At 72.6% G+C, this 24197-nt stretch carries 16 protein-coding genes, 3 pseudogenes and 1 riboswitch; of the genes and pseudogenes, 11 read left to right on the top strand and 8 right to left on the bottom strand.

Going from position 1 to position 24197, the window contains the following annotated elements:
- Window positions 1-5 precede the first annotated feature (5 nt).
- Window positions 6-120, bottom strand: a riboswitch (SAM riboswitch).
- 56 nt (window positions 121-176) lie between these two features.
- On the bottom strand, window positions 177-4664 hold the full coding sequence (locus UK82_RS12100; protein ID WP_161849109.1) for a TIR domain-containing protein: 4488 nt from the start codon (window positions 4662-4664) through the stop codon (window positions 177-179).
- A 569-nt stretch (window positions 4665-5233) separates the two neighbouring features.
- On the opposite strand from UK82_RS12100, the gene UK82_RS12105 reads away from it, so the two are divergent.
- The gene (locus UK82_RS12105) at window positions 5234-6358 is read left to right on the top strand and encodes an LLM class F420-dependent oxidoreductase (protein ID WP_236705834.1); all 1125 of its coding nucleotides are present in this window, start codon (window positions 5234-5236) and stop codon (window positions 6356-6358) included.
- 7 nt (window positions 6359-6365) lie between these two features.
- Here UK82_RS12105 and UK82_RS12110 read toward each other — a convergent pair whose 3' ends face one another.
- The 5 genes and pseudogenes from UK82_RS12110 to UK82_RS12125 form a co-directional block, all read right to left on the bottom strand.
- The gene (locus UK82_RS12110) at window positions 6366-6704 is read right to left on the bottom strand and encodes a DUF1634 domain-containing protein (RefSeq protein ID WP_236705835.1); all 339 of its coding nucleotides are present in this window, start codon (window positions 6702-6704) and stop codon (window positions 6366-6368) included.
- A gap of 218 nt (window positions 6705-6922) precedes the next feature.
- On the bottom strand, window positions 6923-7469 hold a 547-nt coding region (locus UK82_RS37460), incomplete at its 5' end, for a sulfite exporter TauE/SafE family protein (protein ID WP_236705836.1).
- Between the two features lies 1 nt (window position 7470).
- Window positions 7471-7771: pseudogene (locus tag UK82_RS37465) on the bottom strand (TSUP family transporter); the annotation flags it as partial.
- 87 nt (window positions 7772-7858) lie between these two features.
- Entirely contained in the window at window positions 7859-8914 is a 1056-nt protein-coding gene (locus tag UK82_RS12120; RefSeq protein ID WP_236705837.1) for a universal stress protein, read from the bottom strand.
- 226 nt (window positions 8915-9140) lie between these two features.
- Complete coding sequence (locus UK82_RS12125; protein ID WP_236705838.1) at window positions 9141-10340, bottom strand: alpha/beta hydrolase; 1200 nt, start codon at window positions 10338-10340, stop codon at window positions 9141-9143.
- A 193-nt stretch (window positions 10341-10533) separates the two neighbouring features.
- On the opposite strand from UK82_RS12125, the gene UK82_RS12130 reads away from it, so the two are divergent.
- On the top strand, window positions 10534-11103 hold the full coding sequence (locus UK82_RS12130) for a TetR/AcrR family transcriptional regulator (RefSeq protein ID WP_255354287.1): 570 nt from the start codon (window positions 10534-10536) through the stop codon (window positions 11101-11103).
- 376 nt (window positions 11104-11479) lie between these two features.
- Window positions 11480-12979 (top strand): MFS transporter, encoded by a 1500-nt coding sequence (locus UK82_RS12135; protein ID WP_044886175.1) that lies wholly within the window; start codon window positions 11480-11482, stop codon window positions 12977-12979.
- A gap of 96 nt (window positions 12980-13075) precedes the next feature.
- Here the strand turns inward: UK82_RS12135 and UK82_RS12140 are convergent, their stop codons facing one another.
- Both UK82_RS12140 and UK82_RS12145 read right to left on the bottom strand, forming a co-directional pair.
- Complete coding sequence (locus UK82_RS12140) at window positions 13076-13681, bottom strand: hypothetical protein (protein ID WP_055407132.1); 606 nt, start codon at window positions 13679-13681, stop codon at window positions 13076-13078.
- Window positions 13678-14613 carry a ParA family protein gene (locus tag UK82_RS12145; protein WP_044886134.1) on the bottom strand — a complete coding sequence of 312 codons (936 nt, stop codon included), beginning with the start codon at window positions 14611-14613 and terminating at the stop codon, window positions 13678-13680. Before UK82_RS12145 ends, UK82_RS12140 begins: the two co-directional genes overlap by 4 nt.
- A gap of 626 nt (window positions 14614-15239) precedes the next feature.
- Between UK82_RS12145 and UK82_RS37470 the strand changes: the two are divergent.
- The 8 genes and pseudogenes from UK82_RS37470 to UK82_RS12180 form a co-directional block, all read left to right on the top strand.
- Window positions 15240-15752 (top strand): annotated as a pseudogene (locus UK82_RS37470) (hypothetical protein); the annotation flags it as partial.
- A gap of 1 nt (window position 15753) precedes the next feature.
- Window positions 15754-17060: pseudogene (locus tag UK82_RS12150) on the top strand (phosphatidylglycerol lysyltransferase domain-containing protein); the annotation flags it as partial.
- 319 nt (window positions 17061-17379) lie between these two features.
- Window positions 17380-18351 carry a rhomboid-like protein gene (locus tag UK82_RS12155; RefSeq protein WP_313949808.1) on the top strand — a complete coding sequence of 324 codons (972 nt, stop codon included), beginning with the start codon at window positions 17380-17382 and terminating at the stop codon, window positions 18349-18351.
- 145 nt (window positions 18352-18496) lie between these two features.
- Entirely contained in the window at window positions 18497-19141 is a 645-nt protein-coding gene (locus tag UK82_RS12160) for a Crp/Fnr family transcriptional regulator (RefSeq protein WP_236705840.1), read from the top strand.
- Window positions 19142-19271: 130 nt separating this feature from the next.
- Window positions 19272-20426: a hypothetical protein gene (locus UK82_RS12165; RefSeq protein ID WP_055407141.1), complete on the top strand. Its 1155-nt coding sequence runs from the start codon at window positions 19272-19274 to the stop codon at window positions 20424-20426.
- Window positions 20423-22765, top strand: coding sequence for a hypothetical protein (locus UK82_RS12170; RefSeq protein WP_055407143.1), 2343 nt, complete (start codon window positions 20423-20425; stop codon window positions 22763-22765). Before UK82_RS12165 ends, UK82_RS12170 begins: the two co-directional genes overlap by 4 nt.
- Entirely contained in the window at window positions 22762-23460 is a 699-nt protein-coding gene (locus UK82_RS12175; protein ID WP_055407144.1) for a hypothetical protein, read from the top strand. The genes UK82_RS12170 and UK82_RS12175 overlap by 4 nt, the downstream gene beginning before the upstream one ends.
- Window positions 23461-23738: 278 nt before the next feature.
- Window positions 23739-24140 carry a hypothetical protein gene (locus tag UK82_RS12180; RefSeq protein ID WP_055407145.1) on the top strand — a complete coding sequence of 134 codons (402 nt, stop codon included), beginning with the start codon at window positions 23739-23741 and terminating at the stop codon, window positions 24138-24140.
- The last annotated feature ends 57 nt before the right edge of the window (window positions 24141-24197 follow it).

The following is a 24197-nucleotide window of genomic DNA, read 5'->3' on the forward strand; positions in this document are numbered from 1 at the left end:
CGAAGGGTCGGCACTTGCCGTCGGCGGGGTTGCCGCGGCCTCGTCACCACCCGGGGCACCCCGCTGCATAAGGAGGGTTGCCGGCCAGCAAGCCGGGGCTGAACGCTGGCGCTCAAGACGTGGGAGGAACTTTAGCAAAACCCGAATTCCCGCGGGCGGGTGTCGTCTGACGCGGCTCAGCCGCAGCTTCGCCGGAACGCGATGCCCGGCACCTCGCGGGCCCACTGCGACCGCGACAGCCCGCCACCTGCGGCCGCACAGGCCCGGACGCGCGGGTCCGACCCCGGCCGAGCCGGTCGTAACCAGTCCTCGGGTCGGCGCTTGTCGTCGGCAAAGTTGCTGGTGGCGAGGACGCGTCCGTCGGGGCTGAACGCCGCCGCGGAGATGGGGGCGGGCACGGTGTCGCCCTCGTCGTGGGGGCTGGCGTGATGCCGGTCGTCGGGGATGAGCGCCGGGTGCATCGGGTCGGAGGTGTCCCACAGGGCGAGGGGGCCTCTGTCCAGGACGGCGGCGGCCGCGCGCCCGTTCGGGCTGAACACCACCCCTGACATGCCGCGCTGGTCACGCAGGCCGGGGGTGCCGCTGACGTCGGCGAGCAGGGCGGGAACCCGGCGGTCCGCGATCTTCCACAGGCGTAGGTGCCCGTCCCCGCCGTCGGCGGGACGGCTGGTGGCGGCCAGGGTGTCACCGGCGGGGCTGAACGCGACCGCAGAGAGGTTGTCCGCGACTCGCACCGCGGCGAGCGGAACGGGACGCCCGGGGTCCGTGACGTCGAGCAGCCGGAGCCGGCCGCTGACGTCCGTCGCGGCGGGGGTGGGACCGGGCACAGGGTACGGCCGGCCGCTGGCGATGGCGAGGGTGTGTCCGTCGGGGCTGACGGCGACCGCGGCGACCCGCTGGTCGTCGGCCAGGTCGGCAAGCAGACGGGGGGTCCGGGCACGGGTGACGTCCCACAACCGCACCCGGCCACCGATGCCACCGTCAGCCATGGCACTCGCGGTGACGAGGGTGCGGCTGTCGGGGCTGAACGCGAGCGCGGTGAGCTTCTGCTCTTCGGGCAGGTCGACGAGCCAGCGGGGCGAGCGCGGCGATGTGACGTCCCACAGCCGTCCCCGAGTTCCGGCCGTGCCTTGAACAGCCACGGTGGCGAGCAGCCGGCCGTCCGGGCTGAACGTCACGGTCGTTGTCGTCGCCCCGCCGGCGTTGACGGTGCTGGTCCGGACCGGATGGCGGACGTTGGCGGCGTTCCAGAGCGTGATCCAGCCGGTGCGGCCGGCGGTGGCCAGGGTGTAGCCGTCGGGGCCGTACGCGACCGCGTTGATGCCGCCGTCGGTTCCCATGTCCAGAACGCGCCCCGGCCGGCCGAGGTCGGTGAGATCCCAGCGTCGCCAGCGCCCGCCGTCGCCCGTGCCCGGCGGGTAGGCACCGGCGGTGATCAGGTGGTGGCCGTCCTGACTGAACGTCAGGGTGGTCAGGAGCTGGTCGTCGTCAAGGCTGGCGACGGGTCTGGGACGGACTGGATCGGCGAGGTCCCACAGCCGCAGCCGGCCGCCGGTGCCATTGCCGATGTCGCCGGCGGTCGCGACGGTCTGTCCGTCGGGGCTGACCGCGACCGCGGTCGGGGGCTGGTCGTCGTCGACCTCGGCCAGCAGAGACGGGCGGCGCTGGCCGGTGGTGTCCCAGATTCGTAACCGTCCGCCGCCGGCGGCGTCGCCTCGGCCGACGGTGGCGAGCCGGCCGCTGCCGAAGCTGACGCCGATCAGAGCCTGGTCGTCGTCGACCGAGGCGAGCGGATCGAGGCGGACAGTGGAGCCGGGACGGAGGCGGTCGGCCCCGGAGATGGCCCACAGGCGCAGCAGTCCGCCCCGGCCGTCGCGGCGGCGGCCCGTGGTGGCGAGGAAGCGTCCGTCGGGGTCGCTGGCGACCGAGGTGAGGAACTCCCTGTCGTCGTCGGCGGAGACTGCCAGGCGCAGGGTGCCGGGGCTGGTGAAGGACCACAGGCGAAGCCGGCTGCCGCCGCCGTCGGGGAGTTGGCCGGCAGACAGGAGGCGACCGTCGGGGCCGAACGTCAGGGCGGCGGGTGTCTCCCTGGGGATCTCGACCTTGGCGGCGAGGGCGGGCGGGCGGGTGTGGGCGAGGTTCCACAGCCGCAGCCAGCCGCCGGGCCGGTCGACGTTTCGGCTGAGGACGGCGAGCATCCGGCCGTCGGGGCGGAACGCCAGCGCGGCGGGTTCCTGGTCATCGTCGACGCAGCCGGCGGTGACCGGGACGTCGACTCCGATCGACCCGCCAGGTGCGGCAACGGCGGGGGAGGACAGTCGGGCCGCGGGCATCCAGCAGATCCGCCCGCGTCGTCGCGGCTCGCTGAGATCGGAGCGGTACCGGCCGCCGGTGGCGAGGACGTCGCCGTGCGGGCTGACGGCTGCCGCCGTGGCGGTCACCTCGTCGCCCATGCCGGCGTCGACGCTGGCTGCCCAGGACGTGCCCGCGACCGTACCCGCGAGGCTCTGTCGGTTCTCCGGGGTGTCCTGTAGCGCGATGGCGGCGAGTCCCAGGCGCAGCGCTCGAGGCAGGTCGCCGTCGTCCACCTGCTCGGCGCGAGCGGCCAGCAGGCGGGCCATGGCGGACCGCTCGCGGGCGAGGGCGACGCCGTGCTGTTCGGCCGCGATCAGGCCCGCCGCGAGGAGTGTCGCGGCGAGAACGAGGGCGACCCGTCGCCGTTGAATCCGCCTGCGCCGCCGGCTCGCGGCCAGGAACATCCGGGTGAGTTCGGGAACGTCGCGGCCGCCGAGGGTGTGTTCGGCTCGTCGGGCCCGGTCGGCGTCCCACAGGTGGCTGGCCGGGTGGCCTTCCTGCGCCCAGTGACCGGCGGCGTCGAGTGCCTGCGCGCCCAGCCGGAGCCGGGCGGTGGATGCCTGGATGACGTCGGCCAGCGGCGGCCACGCCGTGACGATCTGCTCGTGGGCGATGGCGATGACCTGCCCGGTGTCCGCGGCGTCGCCGGTCGGCTGCGCCGCGCCGGCCCCGGGTGCCCGCCGTCGACCGGGGATGCCCCGAGCACGCCACCCCGTGGTTCCGGTTTGCAGCCCTCGACCGGGCCCGGCGCCGATGGCGCTCCCCCCGTCATCGCCTCGGCCGGGCCGGCCGTCCTCTCCGGCCTCGCCGCCGGACCTGGCCTCGCCGCCGGGTGGGTCGCTGGCCGGTCGGTGGATGGTGAGCAACCGCCGGTTGACGAAGAATCGCAGGTCAGCCCTGATCAGAGGGGGAAGGTCGTCAAGAGGGACCCGTCGACGGGTGAACTGGCCGTGGTCGTCGATGGTGATGAGCTGCAGCAGGCTGTCGAGGACCTCCCGGCGGGTGCGCCCGCCCTCCCGGGCCGCGTCGGACAGCGCCCTGTTCGCCTGCTGGACGAGGGCGCCCCGAACCCCGCCGAGCCGCTCGTAGTGCTGGGCGGACAGGGCCCCGCCGCGGGGCACGCCGGCGGCGAGTTCCCCCAGGACGAAGGCGAGCAGGGGCAGGGCGTCGCCGCTTCCGGTGTCCGCGACCAGGCGGGCCACCAGCTCGTCGTCGACCTCGATGCCGGCATGCCGGGCGGGTCCGGTGACGATCAGCGGGAGCGTCTGCGGGCTCAGCGGCCTGACCGAGAAGGTGTCGACGGGAAGGCGGGTACGGGAGGCCAGCGACATCAGCGGGTGGACGAACTCCGACCGGGCGGTTGCGACCACCCGAGCCGGTCCCCGCACCGCCTCCCGCAGCACCGAGGCGAACAGGATCTGCTGCTCCTCGCTGGTCTCGACCAGCAGTTCCTCCGCCTGGTCGACGATGAGCAGCAGCCGGCGCGCCCCGGCGGCGTCGAGGAGGACCTCCAGCAGGCGCGTGATCTCCCCCGGGTCGTCGAGCGCATCGACGAGGGCGTCGGTCCGCCAGGCCAGGCCACGGCGGCGGCCTTCGACGGCGAGCAGGCTGGCGAGGGAGGACAGTGCCGTCGCCTTCTCGCGCGCGGCGGGGACCAGCGGCGGCAGGACGAGCCACTGTGGATCCGCGGCCAGGTGCGGCGCCAGCCCGGCCCGGACGAGCGACGACTTCCCGCAGCCGGACGGGCCGATGACCAGGACAAGCTCGTCCGTGCGCGGCCCGGCCTGCGCACGGACCCGTTCGGCGAGCTGGCGGCTTTCCGCCGCCCGGCCGAAGAAGATCCGAGCCTGGCCCGCCGTGAACGCGGCCAGGCCCGGGTACACGGTCAGGTCCGCCGACCACGGCCCGCTGTCCACACCGTCGAGTCGCCGCAGGGCTTCGAGGAGGGCCGCGCGCGCCGACTCCCCATCGCCGTCGAGATCGGTCCACTGGATCTCGTTGGAGATCAGCCGGTGGTCGACGTGCGTGTCGACCCGGACCGGTAGCAGCCGCAGCCGGTTGGCCAGGGCGATGCCCACCTCCGCCGCGCACCAGGGCGACTGCCCGAAGGCGTCGGTGACGACGGCGACGAGCGCGTCCGCCTCGTACAGCTCCTCGAACAGTCGTCTGGCCCAGATGTCACCGACTCCGAGACCGCTTTCCAGGTCGTGATCGAGAAACGTCCGGTGACCAGCTGCCCGCAACCAGGCCGACAGCCGCTCCGCGATGGCGAAATCGACGCTGGCGTGACTGATGAAAACCTGTGCCACCTGCACCGCCCCAAATGCGCCTACGGCGGTGGAACCACCGGCGAGATGGCATGGTAACGCCTCGGTGGAAGCCGTGGTCGCGGGCGGCGGCAAGCCGACAATCGGTTCCGCCGTTGGCGGGTGCGGCGGTATTGGTGGCCCCGGCGGTCGATAGGGATCGGGGGACGGCTGCCTGGTCGCCATGCCCCCGCGTATCGCGGGCTGGATGTGCCCCGGGGAATGGGGCCGTCCGGGAATTCATGCGGGTGGGATTGGCCGGCTGGCGTCGGCGCCGGCTGGAATGCGGCGAGAAAGAACTCATGCTCAGATTGGGTGTCATGTTCGACGACGGTCAAGACGGTGTTACCCGTCGGGCGTCATCATCCGGTAGGCGCCGGTAGCAGCATCGGGATGCCTCTGGACGGTCCGCGGCGAGCCGCCTGGAATGGTCCTCAGGCACGAGCGCAGGGAAGTCGATGATGAGCGTAACGCGGTCCGGGGTGGCCGTTGCGTCGGCCCCCATCCGCGACCCCCACCACCCGCCCCCGGCGGTGCCGCCGGGTTCCGACCAGCATCCACGAGGTGTCTCCATGACCGAGGTTCGTTTCGGCGTCACCCTGCCGTTGCCCGGCATTCCGTTGCGGGAGCACCGCCGCATCGTCACCGGACTCGTCGACGCCGGCTACAGCGACGTGTGGACGGCCGAGGGCGGGGGAGCGGACGCCTTCACCCCGCTCGCGGCCGCCGCGGCGTGGGATCCTCGGCTGCGCCTGGCCAGTGCCATCGTGCCCGTGCACACCCGCGGGCCGGCGGTGTTCGCCCAGACCGCGACGACGCTGGCCGATCTCACCGCCGGCGGGCTGGTCCTCGGCATCGGCTCGTCCGTGCCCGCCCACGTGACCGACCTCAATGGCATCCCGTTCGACGAGCCGTTCCGCCGGACCCGGGACACGCTGCGTTTCCTCACCCGAGCCCTGCGGGGGGAGGTGGTGTCGGGCGCGTTCGACACGTTCACCGTTCGCGGCTTCGCGCTGCCCGAACCGCCGGCCGAAACCCCCAAGGTCATCCTCGGTGCGCTGCGGCCGGGCATGCTCCGTCTCGGCTTCACCGAGGGAGATGGTGCGGTCACCAACCTCCTGTCCGCCGAGGACCTGGCCACGGTGCGCGCCACCGTGGGCCCGCAGCCGGCCGGCAAGGAACTGGTCGTCAAGGTGTTCGTCAGCCCGACCGCGGACGCCGACGCGGCCCGCCGCGGCAGCCGCCCGTTCCTCGCCTGGATCCTCAACCAGACGCCGTACCACGCCTTCCACGCATGGCTCGGCAACGGGGACCTGCTCGCCGCCTCCCACGAACGCTGGCGCGCCGGCGACCAGCACGGCGCAGCCGCGGCCCTGCCCGACGACGTCATCGATCGGCTGTTCATCCACGGCACGCCGCAGCAGTGCCGCGACCAGATCGCCGCCTTCGTTCAGCCGGGCGTCACCGCGGTCCAGCTCTACGTCCGGCTGGAGCCGTCGTTCGTCCGGGGGACGACGCAGGCCGGGGCAGGCGGCGGGTTGACGTGGCGCTCCGAGGAGTTCACCGAGCGTGCCCTCGATCTGCTACGTGCCCTGCGTCCCCGGTCGGCTCAGGGTGCTCCGTCGGCTCAGGGTGCTCCGTCGGGTCAGGGTGCTCCGTCGGGTCAGGGTGCTCGGTCGGCTCAGGGCGCTCGGTGATGTCGCGCTACTCGGCGGCGCCGAGGACGCTGGCGAGGACGAGCAGCAGCAGCACGATAACGGCCACACCCGCCAGCCACGCCCGGCGCGCTCGCAGCCAGGCGCATCCGGCCGCGGCGACGCCGGCGGCCGGCGTCGCCGCCAGGACGAGCATGCCGAGCAGGATGACGGCGCCGGCCCGCCCGTGGCGCAGCCCGCCACCCAGGTCGGACAGCCGCATCGCCGCGCCGCCGCCGAGCGGATCCCCGCCCGCGCCGTGCAGCCAGCCCGCGCCGCCCTGGGCGACGGCGACCGCGAGCCCGGCGAGCACCAGGGCGGCACCGAGCGCCCCACCGATCCGCAGCACCAGCGCGACCTGACGGGCCCCCGTCTCGGATGCCCCCGTCTCGGATGTCCCTGTCGGGGATGTCGACGTCGGGGATGTCGGCGCCGGGACCATGGCGGGAACTGCCTCTCCGGGAACTGCCTCTCCGGGAACTGCCGGCGAGGGGCCGCGGCCCGGGGGGTGGGGCCCGGGGGCGGTGAACCGTTGGCCGGACCGCCGGCCGGGCCACCGGACCGCCCTCACGCGAGGCCCCGCAGCAGCATCTGGACGCTGATGACGAGCAGGACGACGAGGAAGATCACCCGCAGCGCCCCCACGGGCACCACGGCCAGCAGCCGCGACCCGAGGCGCGCGCCCACGACGGTCCCGAGCGCCACCGCGCCGGCCAGAGCCGGCACGACGTCGCCCCGCTGCAGGTAGACGACGGCGCTCGCCGCGCCGGTCACCCCGATCATGAGGTTGCTCGTCGCCGTCGACACCTTGAGTGGTAGCCGCATCGCGAGGTCCATGGCCGGCACCTTCATCGCCCCCGAGCCGATGCCGAGCAGGCCACTGACCGCCCCGGCGGCGGTCATCATGGTCAGGCCGGTCGCGGTGCGAGTGACTCGGTAGGGCCGGACGTCGCGGACGGCCGTGCCGGCGGCTGTGTGGGTGCCGGTGCCGTGCAGGCTCAGGGTGTCGGCGATGCGGTCGGCCGGCACGGCCGTGCCGGCGCGGTCCTGCCGGTTGCGCAGCATCTGCACCGCGCTGAACACCAGCACGACACCGAACACCGTGTAGAGCGTGNGGGCGCTGAGGTGCCCGGCGAGCAGCGCCCCGGCGACGGCACCGATCACCGTCGCCACCTCCAGGGTGACCGCGACGCGCAGGTTCGCGAAGCCCTCGTCGAGGTAGCGCGGTGACGCCGCGGCGCTGCCGGCGACCACCGAGATCACCGAGGCGCCGATCGCCAGCCGCACGTCGAGACCGAAGGCCAGCGTCAGGATCGGGACGACGAAGGTGCCGCCGCCGAGTCCCAGCAGGCTGCCCAGGCAGCCGGACGCCACGCAGACGGCGGTGATGGCGACGATCTCGGCCAACGGGCTCACGGCGCCTCACAGGTCAGAAAATTAGTTCTGGTACAGAGAATATCTGTATCAGAACGATCCTGCTGGCGCGAGTGACGTAGCCGGCTGCTAGCGGATCACGGCCACCGGGCAGGGGGCGTGCGCCACGCACTGGTGGCTGACCGAGCCCAGCAGCAGCTCGGCGAACCCGCCGTGGCCGCGGCTGCCGACGACGAGCAACTGCGCGTCCGTGGCGCTGCGCAGCAGTGCCCGGGCGGCGCCGTCGGCGACGGCCTCCTTGACCACCGGGACCGGCAGCCCGCCGCCATGCTCGGCGATGATCGTGTTCACGGCGTCGTCGAGGGTGCGTTGCGCCTGCTCGGCGAGCGCGGAGCCGAAGTCCGCGTAGATCCCCGGGTACACCGGCACGTCGAGATGCCAGGCATGCACGGCGCGCAGGGCGGTCTTGCGCGCGGCGGCGGCCTCCACCGCCCAGCGCAGTGCCCGCAGCGAGCCGGCCGACCCGTCGACGCCGACGACGACCGGGCGTTCGTCCACCGACGTCGTGTCCGCGCCCACCGCGTCTGTCGCCCCTGTTGCCCCGCCGGACCGGTCGGCGCCGCCGCGCACCACGACGACCGGCAGTGGCGCGTGGTGGACGACTCCCTGGCACACCGACCCGGCCACCAGCCGGTGCAGCGCGCCGGGCCCGCGCTCGCCGACGACGACGAGCTGCGCGCCGGTCGCGATCCCCAGGAGCTCGGGCACCGGGCTGCCCTCCTCGACGCGTTCGGTCACCGTGACCGCCGGGTCGTGGACGCGCACCGCCGCCACCGTGTCCGCCAGGACCCGCCGTGCCGCCTGCTCCAGCCCCGCGCGGTCGGCGCCGGCCGCCCTGTCGAAGACCGCGCGAGGTTCCCCGACGGCGTCCCAGACCAGCGCCGCCGTCACCGGCAGCCGGCGCCGCGCACCCTCGTCGACGGCCCAGCGCAGGGCGGCGATCGACTCCGGGGAGCCGTCGACCCCCACCACGATGCCGCCCGTGCCGGCCGCGTCCGGCTGAACCGCGTCTGACCGAACCACGCCCGGCTGAGCCGCGGCGGTGCCCGACTGGCCCGCAGTGTCCGACTGGCCGGTGACGTTCGACTGGTCCGCCCCGTCCGTGCGGCCTGTGGTCTGCGCCATCGTTGTCACCCTTCTCGCCACCGTGATTCCCGACACCGTCCACCATGCCCGTGCGGTGACCTGCGGCGACACGCCGAACGCCATCCGAGGGACGGCCGGGTGGCCGGGCCGGACAGGGCCGGAGGGCCCTTGACCCGGTCCCGGTCCTTGCCTTGCTGGGGAAGGACAGCGGGGACCACGGGTGGTGGCCGGTGACCGAGGGCGTGAGGTGGTGAGCAGGGGCAGGTCAGTGACCGAGAGCGCGGGAGAGGAAGGCGAGGACGGCGGGCATCCGCTCGGCGGTCGGAAACGCGCCGCCGTGGCCGGCGCCGGGCACGATCGTGACCTCGACGGCCGGCGCGCCGGCGGCCCGCAGCGCGTCGGCGAGCTCGAGGGACTGGCGGTGCGGCACGGTGCAGTCGGCGTCGCCGTGCTCGATGAGGAACGGCGGCAGGGGGGCGCGGCCGAGGTAGTTCAGGGGGCTCGCGACCCGGACGAGCTGGGGCACGGCGGCCACCGTGCGGCCGAGGAAACGGGACTCCGGCGAGTCGGGGCGGCCGTGCCCGGCGTCGGACGCGGCGCAGCGCTCGTTCGCGCGGAGCTGGTCGTCCATGGAGCTGAAGTTGACCGGGCCGTAGAAGTCGACGACGGCCTGCACGGCGCTGGAGACGCCGGGGTTGCCCAGCGCCGGGTCGTCGTACATCGTGACCCCCGGCGTCGTCCCCAGCATGACCGCGAGGTACGCCCCGGCCGACGCCCCGCTCGCCGCGATCCGGTCCGGGTCGAGACCGTGGTCGGCGGCGTGCGCGCGCACCCAGCGCACCGCGGCCTTGACGTCCTGGACCGCGGCGGGGAAACGGGCCTCACCGGAGAGCCGGTAGTTCAGGCTGGCGACGGCATAGCCGGCGCGCACCAGAGCGCGAACCACGGGCAGGTCGTCGTGCTTGTCGCCGAGCGCGAACGCGCCGCCGTGGATGGTGATGACCACCGGCAGCCCCGTCCCGGCGCGGGATGCGTCGGCGGCGGACGGTGCGTCGGTGGCGGGTGGTTCCTCGGGCAGGTAGAGATCCAGACGCTGGGCGGGCGAGACCGGCGCGTAGGGCACATCCCGCAGCACCCACATCCCGTCAACCTTGTCGGGCGTCCCCGCCGGGCCGTCCAGCCGGACGGGGCCGCTGGTCGGCGTCGACGTTGCCGGTTGGGTGGTGTCAGACCGGGAGCAGGCAGCGACGGCGAGGCCCAGGACGAGCAGGCCGCCCGTGGCCGCGGCCATGAGGCGGTGCGGGACGTGGTGGATGGCGGCGGTCCTCTCGGGGGCCGGGCGGCGGCTGGCGGTCCCGGCGACTGGCTGGTCGCGTGCCATCATGCCTGCCCGGATATGCGCGATTGCCGCCAGTCCGACCCGGGATGAGAGCTCGAGGTGCCGGCGGGATGTGAGCGACGCCATGCGAGTTCGTAGGACGACTTTTTCGGTACAGTACGGTACTGTTTTCATGGTCGCGCGGAAGTCCCTGGTGGGGCCTGCGACCCGCCCCGGAGTGTCCGCCGGGCGTTGATCCGAAGGAAGGGGGTGGCGAGTTATTTCGCCGCCGGCCGCCGCCGGTCGGGGTCGGCCCCGGGACGAGTCCCGCGAGCAGGCGATCCTGGACGCGGCGCTGGAGCTGCTCATCGAGGTCGGCTACGAGCGGATGAGCATGGTTGCTGTCGCGGCCCGGGCCCGGGCCAGCAAGGCGACGATCTATCGTCGGTGGTCCTGTAAGGACGAGATGGTCGTGGAGGCGCTGCGTCGGCATGGTCCCGCCGATCACGTCCCCGCGGATACCGGCTGCCTGCGAGACGACGTGGCCGCCGAGGTCCGCCTCATGATCGATACCGTTTCGGGTCAGGACGGGGCGCTGCTCGTCGGCGTCCTGCGGGCGGCCAGCGAGTCCCCTCGGCTGGCCGCGGTGATCCAGGCCAACATCCTGCAACGCAAGGTGGAGCTCGGCCGCTGCCTGCTCGAGCGGGCGGCGCAGCGGGGAGAACTGCTCGCGAAGACCGAACCCGAGGTGCTCGTCGAGGTCATCCTCGCCATGATCTTCACCCGTCTGCTCGTCACGGGGGAGCCGCTGGACGAGGCGTTCGCCGGCCACGTCGTCGATGACGTGGTGCTTCCGCTGCTCGCCGGTCGATCGACCCCGCCCGCGATGGGGATCGAACGTCTGAGCTAATATTGTCTCGAACACCCGAGCGAAGGTGGAGTGGTCTGGGCGTGCCGCCCAGCGGACCTGAAAACGAGTGGAGAGATCGACCAGGGGCGGCGAAGATGGCGCCGACCCAGCCCGCGTGTCACACCCGCCCCACCCCGCCGCGTCCCACCCTGTGCGGGTTCCATCACCTGCTGCCGGCCCGATGTGGGCGGCCTGCATCCGCGTCCGCTCGCCGCCGCGTCGCTGTCCCGCGCGCCGGTCGCCCCTGCCCGCGCGGGACTGACGTCCCGCTCGTCAACGCCCGCTCGTCAACGCCCGCTCGATGTGAACGCCCCGCTTGATGTGAATGTCTCGCTCGATGTCCCGGCAGCTCGTCTTCCTCGGCAAGGAGCCTCCTGTGACCACAACTGTCGACCGCAAGGCTGGGGATCCCCCGGTGGGCGTGGCCGACGGCGAGCCCGATCCCCGGCGGTGGCTGGCGCTGTGCATCATCGCCGTCGCGCAGCTCATGGTCGTGCTCGACGCCTCGATCGTGAACATCGCGATGCCGCACGCCCAGGCAGACCTGGGCATCTCCACCGCCAACCGGCAGTGGATGGTCACCGCGTACACCCTCGCCTTCGGCGGCCTGCTGCTGCTGGGCGGGCGCATCGCCGACTACCTGGGCCGCAAGCGGGCCTTCGTCTGGGGGCTGATCGGCTTCGCGCTCGCCTCGGCGCTCGGCGGGCTGGCGCCGAACGCCGCCATGCTGTTCGCCGCCCGGGCCCTGCAGGGGGCGTTCGCCGCGCTGCTCGCGCCGGCCGCGTTGTCCCTGATCACCGTCGCGTTCACGGAGAGCCGCGAGCGGGCCAAGGCGTTCGGGGTGTATGGCGCGATCTCCGGCGGCGGTGCGGCGATCGGGCTCATCGTCGGCGGCCTGCTCACCGAGTACACCTCCTGGCGTTGGTGCCTGCTGGTGAACGTGCCGATCGCGCTCGTGGCCGCGTCCTTCGCGGTGCCTGTGGTGCGGGAGAGCCGCGCGCAGGGCGAGGCCCGCTACGACCTTCCCGGCGCGGTGACGGTCACCGCCGGCCTCGTCGCCCTCGTCTACGGCTTCACGGTGGCCGCCGAGGACGGCTGGAGCGACGTCCGCACCCTCGGGCTGCTCATCGGCTCGGTGGCGCTGCTCGCCGCGTTCGTCGTCATCGAGGCGCGCTCCACCGCGCCGCTGCTGCCGCTGCGGGTCGCCTGGGAACGTAACCGCGGCGGGTCGTTCCTGGCCTCGCTGCTGATCGGCGCCGGGCTGTTCGCGATGTTCCTGTTCCTGACCTACTACTTCCAGCAGACCCTGCGTTACAGTGCGTTGAAGACCGGGTTCGCCTTCCTGCCGTTCAGTGCCGGGATCATCTTCTCCGCGGGCACGGCCAGCCAGCTCCTGCCGCGGATCGGTCCGCGGGTGCTCGCCGGCGTCGGGACGGCGATGGCCGCGGTCGGCATGGCGCTGCTCATGTCCATCGGGGTCGACTCCAGCTACGTCGCCCACGTGCTGCCGTCGGAGCTGCTCATCAGCTTCGGCATGGGTTTCTCGTTCGTCCCGCTGTCGAACCTGGCCCTCGTCGGCGTCGCCGCGCACGACGCCGGGGTCGCGAGCGCCCTGGTCAACACCACCCAGCAGATCGGCGGCTCGCTGGGCACCGCCCTGCTCAACACGGTCTACGCGACCGCTGTCGGCAGCTACCTCGACGGCCACGGCCACGGTCCGGCCGCCCTCGCGCAGTCGCAGATCGAGGGATACACCACGGCGTTCCTCTGGGGCGCGATCCTCATCGCGATCGCCGCGGTGGTGATCTTCGTGTTCATCCGCGCCGGGCGGGAGTCCGCGGTGAACGTGGAGGGTGCCCCGGCACACGTCGGCTGATCCCGCCGGTCGCCGGTGCGGGCCCCCGGACGGGCTCGCACCGGTCCGGCGTGACCTCCGAGTGGCCTGCTCGCGCTGAGGCCGGTCTCCTCTCGTTCAGAGGTCGGCCTCCTCACTCAGCATCGCCTGTGAGCTGAGCCGGAAGCCGACGGTCCCGTCGACGATCTTGCGGATGACGGTCGCCTTCGGGTCCTTTCCGCCGACCCCGTCGACTCCGAGGGCGCCGGCCAGCGCCCGCAACTGCGGCACCGACACCCGGCCGAGGGCGGCCAGGCGCTCGGCGGCCTCCTCCCGACTCGCCGCGCCGAGCAGCGCCGCCCGCAGAGCCTCGACGTCCACCGAGGCCGGAGGCGCCGCCCCAGTCTTCGGGCCCGTCTCCGCCTTCGAGCCCGCCTCCGGGCGAGTCGTCCGCCGCCGCGTCGCCGGTGTTGCTTTCGACGCCGGCGTCTGCCTCGCCGGCGTCTGCTGCGTTGGCGTCGCCCGTGTCGGCGTCGATCTCGCCGGGCGACCGGGCGCGGCCGTGACGGTCAGCCGCGCCCGCCCGGCCAGCAGTTCGCCGATCTGCTGCTCGTCGAGTCCGGCCACCAGGTCGGCGAGTTGGCGCAGGAGCAGTGTGCTCAGTCGGGCGGCTTCGGGGGCCTCCGGGGCTCCGGGGGTTTCGGGGGCGTGGGGGGTTTCGGGGGCGTTGCGGGCGTCGGTCATGGCTGAGGCGTCCTGATCCGCTTGAGGAACTCCTCGACGAGGCGGTGCAGCTCCCAGGCGAGAGCGGGGGTGACCTGGTCGGAGAGGATGACGGGAAGCTGGGTGCGCGCCGCGCCGGCGAAGTGGTGATTGCTCTCGCGGACCATCGCCTCGAAGACCGGCAGCCCGAGCTGCCGGGTCTGCGCGATGTAGGGGCGCAGGGCCGCGATCGGCTTGCCCGAGTAGTACTGCACCATCGTGAAGACGACCCCGAGGATGATCGGCTCCAGCTTCTTCACCGCCGGATGCAGATCCGACTGCAGGTCGACGATCCGGTTGAACTCCCAGATGAACCGGCGCAGCCGGGACTGCAGGTGCTCGATGCCCAGGGTCGACAGCTCGTCCGGGCGGGCGGGGATCAGCAACTGGTCGCTGGCCGCGACCGCCGCGCGGGTGATGACGCCGAAGTTCGGCGGGCAGTCCAGCAGGACCAGGTCGTAGGTGGTCGGGGGGAGGGTCGCCAGCCCGGCGGCGAGCCGCAGGTAGACGTCGAAGTAGTGGCGGGTCGAACGGTGCACCTCCGCGCCGCCGAGGCGCGCGGCGAGGTTCATCTCGACGTCGCCGAGGGAGAGATGGGAGGCGATCAGATCGAGCGCCCCGCTGCCCTGCGCGATCCGGGAGTTCACCACCGCCGGCGACGTGATCAGCGGGGCGAGCGGCGGCACCGGGCCGTCCATCCGCCACGCCTCGAACCACTGCTTGATCGTCCGGTTGTCGGCGAGCCCAGCCCGCCACTGTTCGGGTCGGTAGAACGAGAAGGTCAGGCTGGCCTGCGGATCCAGGTCGAGGAGCAGGACCCGCTTCCCCCAGGCGGCGATCTGTGCGCCGATGTTCGCGGTCAGCGTGGTCTTCCCGACGCCGCCCTTGTAGTTCACGACCGAGATCACCCGCACGGCGATCCGCTCCCGTGCTCCGTCGTTGACCGGGCCATCCGTCTCCCCCGTCGCTGCGGTGCCACCCGTTCCCGCGCCCTGCGTGACCCGTGCCGGCGGGGATGCCGGACAGCACATCACGAGATGCTCGGGCGGCCTGAGCGTGGATCCGTGCCGGGTGGCCGCGATGCGTACACCTTGACCGGTAGTGGTGCGTTCCACCCCGTATTGGGGGCACGGTGGGTGATGTTGGCGCTACCACCGTCGCGGAAGTCGCAGGTCTCCAGCGTCGTCCTGCCCGCTTTCCAGTACCGGACGGTCACGTTCGGGTGGTTCGTCGCGGGAGCAATCGAGCGGCGGTTTATCGTCTCGGCGACCATGTGCCGTTACTGTCACCACCTCGGGGGACGATGCCATACATGAGTAGCTCCAGCGGGGCCGGACCCGGCACGGAACTCGGCCGACGGCGTGCGCGGGGGCGCACGCCGCTCACCGCCCGGGTGCCCGGGTCGGCCGTGGCCCGTGCGGCCCAGCCGGGCCCGGACGCCGCCGGCGACACCGGCGGGCTCCCCGGCGCCGTCCGGCCGGGTCCGCGGGACGCCCGCAGGCGCCGGCGTCCGGGTCTGCCGGCGTGGGGCCGGCCGTGGGTGCCGCGGGTCGCGGCGCTGCTCACCCTGACCGTCGGGCTGGGCGACGTGGTGTCCGCGCTGACCCCCGAATGGCGGAGCCGACTGGCGGATCTGCGGGTCCTGCTGCCGGCGGCGGCCTCCCGGCAGGCGGCGGCCTTCACCGTCGTCGTCGGCATGCTGCTCGTCCTGCTCGCCGCCGGGCTGCGTCGGCGCAAGCGGCGGGCGTGGCGAGCCGTCGTCGTCCTGCTCGGGCTGGGCGTCCTGCTGCACGTCGCCAAGGGGCTCGACTACGACGAGGCGGCGGCGTCGGCCGCCCTGCTCGGCGCGCTCGTGCTGGTGCGCGGGGAGTTTCGAGCCAAAGGCGACCCGACGACCCGCTGGCGGGCACTCGGCGCCGGCCTGCTGCTCACTGTCGTCTCGATCGCGATCGGCTTCCTGCTGCTGCACCTGCGCGAGCACCGCATCGCCGGCCCGCACGCCTGGTCGGCCCAGCTCGAACAGATCGTGCTGGGGCTCGTCGGCGTCCCCGGCNCGTTGCACTTCACCTCCGACCGGTTCGCCGACCTTGCCGACCGGGTCTTGCTCACCCTGGGCGTGGTGACCATCGGGACCACCGGCTACCTGGCGCTGCGTCCACCCCGGCCGCAGCCGCGGCTGACCGACGAGGACCGGGCGCGGGTGCGGACGCTGCTCGGCCGGCACGGCGACGCCGACTCGCTCGGCTACTTCGTGCTGCGTTCCGACAAGTCGGTGATCTGGTCGCCGTCCGGCAAAGCGTGCGTGGCCTACCGGGTGGTCTCCGGCGTGATGCTCGCCAGCGGCGATCCGCTCGGGGACCGGGAGGCGTGGCCGGGGGCGATCCGCGAGTTCCTGCGCGAGGCCGCCGATCATGCCTGGACTCCGGCGGTGATCGGCTGCTCGGAGGCCGGCGGCACGGCGTGGACCCGCGCCGGACTGAGCGCGCTGGAGTTCGGCGACGAGGCTGTGGTCGACGCGGCCACCTTCACCCTGGACGGCCGGGCGATGCGCAACGTCCGGCAGGCCGTCGCGCGGGTGGAACGCGCCGGGTACACGGCCGTCGCCCGCCGGGTCCGCGATCTTGCCCCGCCCGACGTCGCGCGGCTGAAGGCGCAGGCGGCGGCGTGGCGCGGCAGCGAGACCGAACGCGGCTTCTCGATGGCACTCGGCCGGCTGGGCGATGCCGAGGACGGTGACTGCGTCGTCGTCCTCGCCTACGAGAACACGGCGCAGGACAGCGGCGCCGCGGCTTCGCCCGACGGGTCGGCGTCGTCCGGCGGGGGGCTCCCGTCCGACGCCGAGTCGCGGCTGCGTGCGCTGCTGCACTTCGTGCCGTGGGGGCGCGACGGGCTGTCTCTCGACGCCATGCAGCGCGACCGTTCGGCCGACAACGGTCTGAACGAGTTCCTCATCGTCAGCACCCTGCGCCAGGCGCCGCAGCTCGGCGTGACGCGGGTGTCGTTGAACTTCGCGTTCTTCCGTTCCGCCCTCGAACGCGGCGAGCGCCTGGGCGCGGGGCCGGTGGTCCGGTCCTGGCGCGGCATGCTGCTGTTCCTGTCGCGCTGGTTCCAGATCGACAGCCTCTACCGGTTCAACGCCAAGTTCCAGCCCACCTGGCAGCCCCGCTTCGTCTGCTATCCGGCGACGGCCGAACTGCCGCGGATCGCCCTGGCGATGCTCGAGGCCGAGGCGTTCCTCGTCTGGCCCCGCTGGCGCGACCATCTTCCTCGCCCCGGCGCGCTGCTCGCCGCCGCCCGCCGCCCCCGCCGTGAGTGCCACCTGCCTGAGGAGGACCGGACGCAGGCGCCGGGCGCGCCCTGACCGCAGCTGGCGAGCAGACTCGGACGGCGGTCGAACCCGGACGGCGGTCGACGGTTCGTCGCCCCACGGCACTCCGCCTGGGCATCCGGGTCGCCACGGCGGCCTGACCTCGGACGCGGCCGGCGGACTGGACTGGCGCGCGGGCGTCGTCGGCGCGGACCGGCCAGGCGGACGGTGCGGTCTGTCGCCCGTCGTCTGCCGCGGGCGAGGTGTGGCGGTGGGCACATCCACGCGGCCGCAACACGTGGCGGGGAATGCCGTGGCAGGTCACGATGTCATGAAGGTGACAGTGATCCTCGTGGGGCGGGGGTGTTCCGTGATGCTGCCGGGTGGATGCCATGGCGCTCAGCACCTGAGAGTCGCTGCGCTGCGCAGCACCGCCCTGCCACCGCGACCGGCATCGCCACCGCGACCGGCATCGCGCCATGGGTCGGCTGCCCGCCGGACTGCGGCGAGGGCGACGTCGTGGCTGCATTCGGAGCTGCGGCGCTTCCCGGTGACGACCGTCCTGCTCGCAGTGCTCCTCGCGGCGCGCGTGCTACGCGGGGTTGACCCGGATCGCGCCACCCGCTGGCAGTGGGCGACGAGCACGACGCTGCACCAGATGCTGCACCACCCCCTCGGGGTCCTCGCCGGCAGCATCCCCTGGGTGACCGACGGGCCGGTGGCGCCGTGGCTGGCGTTCGCCGCCCTGGCCGTCGGCGGCTTGGAGGCCACGGTCGGGAGCGTGGCGGCGCTCGCGGTCGCGTTCGGCGGTCATACCGCGGCGACGCTGATCTCCGAGGGGATCCTGGGGCTTCGGGTCGTGACCGGCGACCTGCCGTCCAGCGCGCTGCACGTGCTCGACGTCGGCCCGAGCTACGCCGCCGGTGCCGCCCTGGCCGCCCTGGTCGCGCTGCCCACTCCCCGCCGGCTGCGCACCGTCGCCGGCGTTACCCTCGTCGCCATCGCCCCGGCGATGATGTACGGAGTAACCGACGGCGAGCTTGACGGGATCGGCCATACCGCAGCCCTCGCCCTCGGCGCGCTTGCCGCCACCATCCCCGCCCTGCGCCGCCGCGCCGCCCGCCCGGCCCCGTCCCGTTTCGCTCGTCCGGCCCGTACCCTCGCCGTGCCGTGGCGGGTGTCGTGGCCATGGCCGGCTTACTCGCCCACCGAGCGAGCCGCCATGCCCGCGCGCTGGGCGATGCGCATTCGCCGGGGGATACCACCCGCCCCGGCCGGCACCGCCGACGTCCCTGCTCGCCCGCGCCAGGCCTGGCGGTCCCTTCCGCGCGGACTGCACCACTGACAAACCATAGATATAGCGGATTGTTGGTGTAAGACCGGTTCGCCGGTCACGACAGTCGCACAGGTCGGCCGCCGACGCCACGTCCGGAATCCGGCTGCGATATTCCTGCGGTATGACCGGAATTGTTCGACCCGTCCAACGGGGAATGAGGTCACTGCTCGGCGACGAGCTCTGGAGCAAGATCATAGCGGTGGGAAGTCGCTGCCATTTTAAATCCGGCCAGGCTCTGGTCCGCCAGGGCGACCCGGGTGATTTCCTGCTTCTGCTGACGAGTGGACGGGTCAGCGTCGTCCGCTCGAACGACCAGGGCGCGGATCTGCTGTTGGCCCTGCGTGCACCCGGTGACGTGATCGGCGAGATGGCCCGACTCGGCGAGGGTCGTACTGCCTCCGTGCAGGCAATCGACCGATGTGTCGCGCACCGAGTCACCTCCTCCGCATTCGAGGCGTTCCTCGATCGACACCATGTCCAGGGAGCCCTCACCGACTATCTGGTGAGCAAGCTCTCCGAGACCGTTCCCTACCAGCATCAGCTCATCCATTTCTCCCCGCGGCAGCGGATCGCGCGCCTGATGCTGGACGTCGTCGCCCTCGCCGGTCCGGAGCTCGCCGACCCGATGAGGGTTCCGTTCTCCCTCGAGATGGTCGCTGGTTCGCTGGGGCTTGGACGCAGCACGGTGGCCGGACACGTGGCCTCCCTACGGACGGCCGGGGTGCTGCGTCCCGGTCCTCGCCTCGCCGTCTCCGACGTGCGCCTGCTGCGGATGGAGGCCGGACTGCCGCCGACCTGAGGTCGGGCAGTGTGATCCGGCCCACTGTCGAACCGTCCATCGCTGGACGGTTCCGTCCCGCGCCGGTCGCGACGCTGGGAGGCGCGGACATCCAGTCCGCCAATCCCCGCCCTCACCAGGAGGACCGACGATGACCTCCCCGCCGGCACCCGATCCGTTTCCCGCCGATCTGCTCCCGGACTACCGGGCCATGCTGGTCGTCGACATCAAGGACTTCAGCGGTGTCCCCGGCCGCTGGCACCAGGACCTCTCCCGCGAGGTGCCGGAGCTGCTGGGCCAGACCTTCGCCGGTTCGGGCTGGCGGGACTGGTCCGCGGCGGAACGCTTCAGCGCCACCACCGGGGACGGCTACGTCCTCGGGTTCGAACCATGGGCCCTGCCGTTTCTGGTCCATCCCTTCCTCGAGAACCTTCAGCGCGAGCTGGAATTCCGCAACCGGGTCGCGCCGACGGGCGCCGGCCCGGCGGACCGGCCGCTGCGGATGCGGGTCAGCCTGCACGTCGGACCGGTGACGGATTCCGGGACGAACAGACTCGGTGACGGCAACGGCGACGCCAGGATCGCGCTGCACCGGCTGTTGGACGCCGCCGCGGTCCGGCATCTGCTGGACGACTCCAGTCCGCGAGGGACGCTCGTGGCCGCGATCCTGTCCTCGAGGGTCTTCGAGGATGTCGTGGTCGGCGGCTACAGCGTCCTTGACCCCGCCCACTTCGTCCGGGTCTCGGTCGAGGAGAAGTCCTACCGCGGAGAGGCGTACGTCCACGTGCCGCGCCCGACGGGCGGCTTGCTGGCCCGCGGCTTCCGGGTCCCGACCGCGCCGGCCGGCTCGGAGATCGCGACCGCACGGGCATCGGCGGAGCAACCGACCTCTCCCGGCGGGTCCGGTGCCCATGGGCGCCCGGACACCTCCGGCCCACACGACGGCGAGCCGGACATTAGCAGGTCACGGCCGGCCGCGACCTGGACCGTCGGCCGGGTCGACGGAGGGATCATCAATGACAACCAGGGTATCGCCAACGCCGGCGGCGGTGCTCTCGCCAGCTCCACCTCGGGTGATAGCCAGGCGGCGCGGGGTGACATCAACACCGCCGGCCGTGACCAGCACCGTGGACCGCGCACCGAGCAACACACGGAGCATCACGGCCAGGGCCACCTGTTCAGCGGCCAGGTCGATCGGTCCACCTTCGGCGACTCCACCTTCTCCCAGAGTCCGCCGCCCGCCCGACCGCGGCGCCGCCGGCCTCGGGACGGTGAGGACGGCGAGACGCATGGGGACACGGAATGACTGAGCAGAGCGGCCCCGGCGGTGGTCCGGCGCATCCGGGTGCGGCCGGCGAGAGCTGGACCGTCGACTCGGTCGACGGCGGCATCGTCCACGGCAACACGGGCGCGGCCCTCAGCGGTCACGGCGCCCAGAGCGTCGTGACGGCCGACGGCGCGGCTAACACCACGACGGCCGGCCGGGATGTCATCACGTACCAGATCCTGCAGGCCAGCCGCGTTGCGATACGACCGCAGCCGGTGTCAGCGCAGTCGTTACGGGAGCTCGCCCACGTCTTCGTCCGACCAGGCGGCTGGTCACCGGCGCGGGAGAGGCTGGAGGCGGCGAGAATGGTGCTGCTCTCCGGCCAGGCGGGCGATGGTCGGCATGCGGCCGCATGGATGCTCGCCGCCCAGGCCGGCGGCGGCGGGTCGAACGGCGTGTGGCGCATCCCCGCTGACGTCGATGCTGGGGACGATCTTGACGCGTTGCCCCGAGATGTTCCCTCGTCGGCCGGGCTGCTACTGGACCTGCGCGGAACCGACCCATCCTCCGTGGCCAGGCAGGGCCGGCGACTGGAGGCGTTACGCGCTCGGATCGCCAGCTCGCAGGACCAGCACCTGGTCGTCCTCCTCGCCGCAGACCAGGATGACCAGCTTCCCAACGAGCTGCGCGGCCTCGTCGTGCCGCTGACCCGGCCGGGGTGGAAGGAGGTACTGGGTCGACACTGGGATGCGCAGCGGCCGCGACGGTTGTTCGCCGAACTCCGGCCCAACCTCGACGGTCCGGAGTTCGCCGGACTCGCCGATGCCACCATCCGCCAGGTGAGCCAGGTCGCGGACGACGCCGCCCGTCGGTCGCGCGACCATCCCGACGACGCCCCGGTGCTCTGCCTGCGCCAGTCCTGGGAGGAGATGGCCCGGCGGGACGGCGGGCACAGTGCGGAGATCGACGGTCTGCTCATCCGGGATCCGACGGGCGGGCAGGCGGCTCTGCTCGTCGCCGCGGTGATGCTGGAGGGCGCCGATCCCGACGCCGTCTTCCACGCCGAGGGCAGCCTCGCCACGGCCTGTGGGTTCCCGCCTGCCGACGCGCACGCGCTCGCGGCCCCGGGATACCGGCTGCGGTTGTATCAGCTCGGTGTTCGCCGCGACGATTCCCGGCGAGTCCGGTTCGACCCTCCGGGGCGAGCCGCTGCCGGCCGCCGCTACGTGTGGGATAATTATCCGGCACTGCGCCCCACGTTACTCGACTGGGCCACCGGGCTCGTAACCACTGCCGACCGGCGCCTGTCCCGGCGGGACCTCACCGATTTCGCGATCCGGTTCACGGAACAGTCGCTTCGGGTCCACCAGCCTGAGGATGCCCTGACGCTCGCCCGGCGATGGCTGGAGGCCCGCGGATCCGAGGCGACGGCGAGTTGTTCGCGGCTGCTGACGAAGGGCCTGGAGGAGGGGCTCGATGGCACGGGCGGTCAGGCGTTCCGCCAGAGGATTCTCGACTGGTCGGAGGACCACCGGCTCAACGTCCATCTCGCCGAGATCTGCGTGCAGCTCTGCGGGCGATTCATCGCGGGGACCTATCCGCGTCAGGCACTCACGCGCTTGCACAACTTCACCGCGCACGACAACCGCGAGGTGGCTGACACCGCCATCGACACCGCCGCGGAGATCGCGGCCGCGGATGACGACGGCTACCGCCACCTGCTGGACCGGGTGATACGCGCACCACGGGCGGTCCGCGGCACGGCCAGTAACTCGATGGTCTTTCTGCGGCTGTCGGCCACCGACCGCCTGTACCTCCGACGTGGTGGGCGGCGAGTTCTCGACGACCCCGACGTCCGCGCTCTGCTGTGTGCTGGCTGGCGGTTGGTTCTCAATCAGGATCTTGCGGCGGCGCCGGGCCGTCACGCCCCGTGGCGGTTCTCTCCGGCGGTGGAAGAGCGGATACACGACTGGTTGGATGGCCCGCCGGCCGCCCTGGCCCCGCCTGCCGCGGATCTCGCGGATCTGCTCGTCGACGGAGTGCGGGACCGTTTCGACCTGCTTGCCACCATCAGGATCATCGCCGGCCAGCGATCGGACGGTCCCTTAGCGGTACCGCCGGTCGGTGCGGAGCGGCCTCGTGCGATGGCCCCGCACCCGCGGGGCGCGCCACCCGCCGACGACCTACTGGGTCCGGGCGGGGTACGAGCCCACGTGATCGCCCGCATTGACCGTCTGCTGGCAGGCGAGGGCGAGCCGGATTGCGCAATGGAGCATCCGGCAGGTGGATCGGGGCTGGGTCGGGCGGCCCACGGGGGGCCTGTCCTGGAATCCGCGGGTGAAGACACACCCGCCAGCAACGATGAGGAGGACTGGTGATCGCGCGACATCGTCGGCTCATCGCCGCGATGCACCTGATCGGGGTGGTCGCGGCCCCGCTGCTGCTAGGCCTGCTCATCGGCGGCCCGGCATTCGTCTGGGTGTTGGTGGCGGTCGCGCTTGGTCTGATCACCTTTGGAGCCGAGGCGCGTGCCTTCCGGACACATGGCGGCAAGAGAGACGAGGAGGGCGAGGAGTATCGGGCTCCGCTGTCGAGCCCGCTGCCCCCGTCGGAGCCGCTCCGGAGGCCGCAGTTGCCGGAACTGCAGGGGTATCTCAAGGAAGAGTGGGATGCGCGTCAGTACCTGGACGACGTGTTTGCCTCCTCGAAGTCTGCCATCCTGTGGCATCTCGCCAGCCACGACAAGGACATCGACAAGACGGGGCCCGTCCTCGCGAAGCTCGAGTACCTAGTCTCCGTTCTCGCCGGTGACGACACCTCGCGCCCGCCGTCACCCTGGGAGACCGTCCCCGTCCCACCACCGGGCAGGCTCGCGCTCACCTGCGTGGATCACGCGCGGGAGCTGATCGCTGGTGTACTTCCAGGCGACGACCCGCGCCGGCCGCAGTTGGCCGCCGCCCTCGGTGATCTTCTCGGCAGATGGAGCGCCTCGCCCCTCGGTGGGCAGGTGCGGGATCTGTATTCGCGGGAACCCGCAAGCCACCCGCCTGAGGGACCAGCCACCGAGGGTTGATCCGTCTGGACTCCGGCCCGGGTTTCTCTCACCCGTTTGGCACCTGGCCGGATCTGCCAGCATTGCTGGGCAAGTGTGCGCCTTGTCCGTCAGGGTTTTCCCTGATGTGGCGGGAGCCGGTGGAATGCTTCGTCACCGATCCGCACGGAAATCTCCAATCTGATTGACGACGCCAGCCGGCCCGCGAAGGATTGCGAGTGGTATCAATGCTGATTCTTGCGCGGAAACACGGTTGCTTCACCGCCGGGTCGGCCGCGCACCAGGAAACGGGGTGGATCATGGCTGGTGTGAACGACGGCATTTATCGGATCACGCTCGATGGACGGCAGATTCTGACCGCTGCCAGTGGCAGTAACGTCGTCCTCCTGCCGGAGCAGTCCGGCCAGCAGGAGTGGCAGGTGCAGCGGGCGGACAACGAGACCTGGGTGATCCGGCAGGCGAATTCGCCGAGGTTTCTCGGTTTCGATGGCGAGCCGGAGACCTTCGAGCGGGTCCAGGTGCTGCCCCGGCCACGGGAGTGGCGGATCACTGACGGCCCCGAGCCCGGCACCTTCACCCTCGGGGTGCCGGACAACCAGCTCACCCTGGGCCTGCACCCGGCACTCATCTACCCGCCGCTGCTCGCGCTTTCGCCGATCTTCGGTGAGGATCGTGGCTGGAGCTTCGAGAGCATCGAGTAGCCGCAGCCGTTCAGGCCGGGATTCCGTTTCGGGTCTGCTCCCGTCCTGGCTTCGCCT

Origin of the sequence: Frankia sp. ACN1ag (assembly GCF_001414035.1) — a bacterium.
Taxonomy (GTDB): domain Bacteria; phylum Actinomycetota; class Actinomycetes; order Frankiales; family Frankiaceae; genus Frankia; species Frankia torreyi.

What these genes read in the sequence shown, in the direction of transcription:
- UK82_RS12105 (WP_236705834.1), top strand. Translation starts at nt 5,234, where the DNA reads ATGACCGAGGTTCGTTTCGGCGTCACCCTGCCGTTGCCCGGCATTCCG.
- UK82_RS12120 (WP_236705837.1), bottom strand. Translation starts at nt 8,914, where the DNA reads ATGGCGCAGACCACAGGCCGCACGGACGGGGCGGACCAGTCGAACGTC.
- UK82_RS12125 (WP_236705838.1), bottom strand. Translation starts at nt 10,340, where the DNA reads ATGGCGTCGCTCACATCCCGCCGGCACCTCGAGCTCTCATCCCGGGTC.
- UK82_RS12140 (WP_055407132.1), bottom strand. Translation starts at nt 13,681, where the DNA reads ATGACCGACGCCCGCAACGCCCCCGAAACCCCCCACGCCCCCGAAACC.
- UK82_RS12155 (WP_313949808.1), top strand. Translation starts at nt 17,380, where the DNA reads ATGCTGCCGGGTGGATGCCATGGCGCTCAGCACCTGAGAGTCGCTGCG.
- UK82_RS12160 (WP_236705840.1), top strand. Translation starts at nt 18,497, where the DNA reads ATGAGGTCACTGCTCGGCGACGAGCTCTGGAGCAAGATCATAGCGGTG.
- UK82_RS12165 (WP_055407141.1), top strand. Translation starts at nt 19,272, where the DNA reads ATGACCTCCCCGCCGGCACCCGATCCGTTTCCCGCCGATCTGCTCCCG.
- UK82_RS12170 (WP_055407143.1), top strand. Translation starts at nt 20,423, where the DNA reads ATGACTGAGCAGAGCGGCCCCGGCGGTGGTCCGGCGCATCCGGGTGCG.
- UK82_RS12180 (WP_055407145.1), top strand. Translation starts at nt 23,739, where the DNA reads ATGGCTGGTGTGAACGACGGCATTTATCGGATCACGCTCGATGGACGG.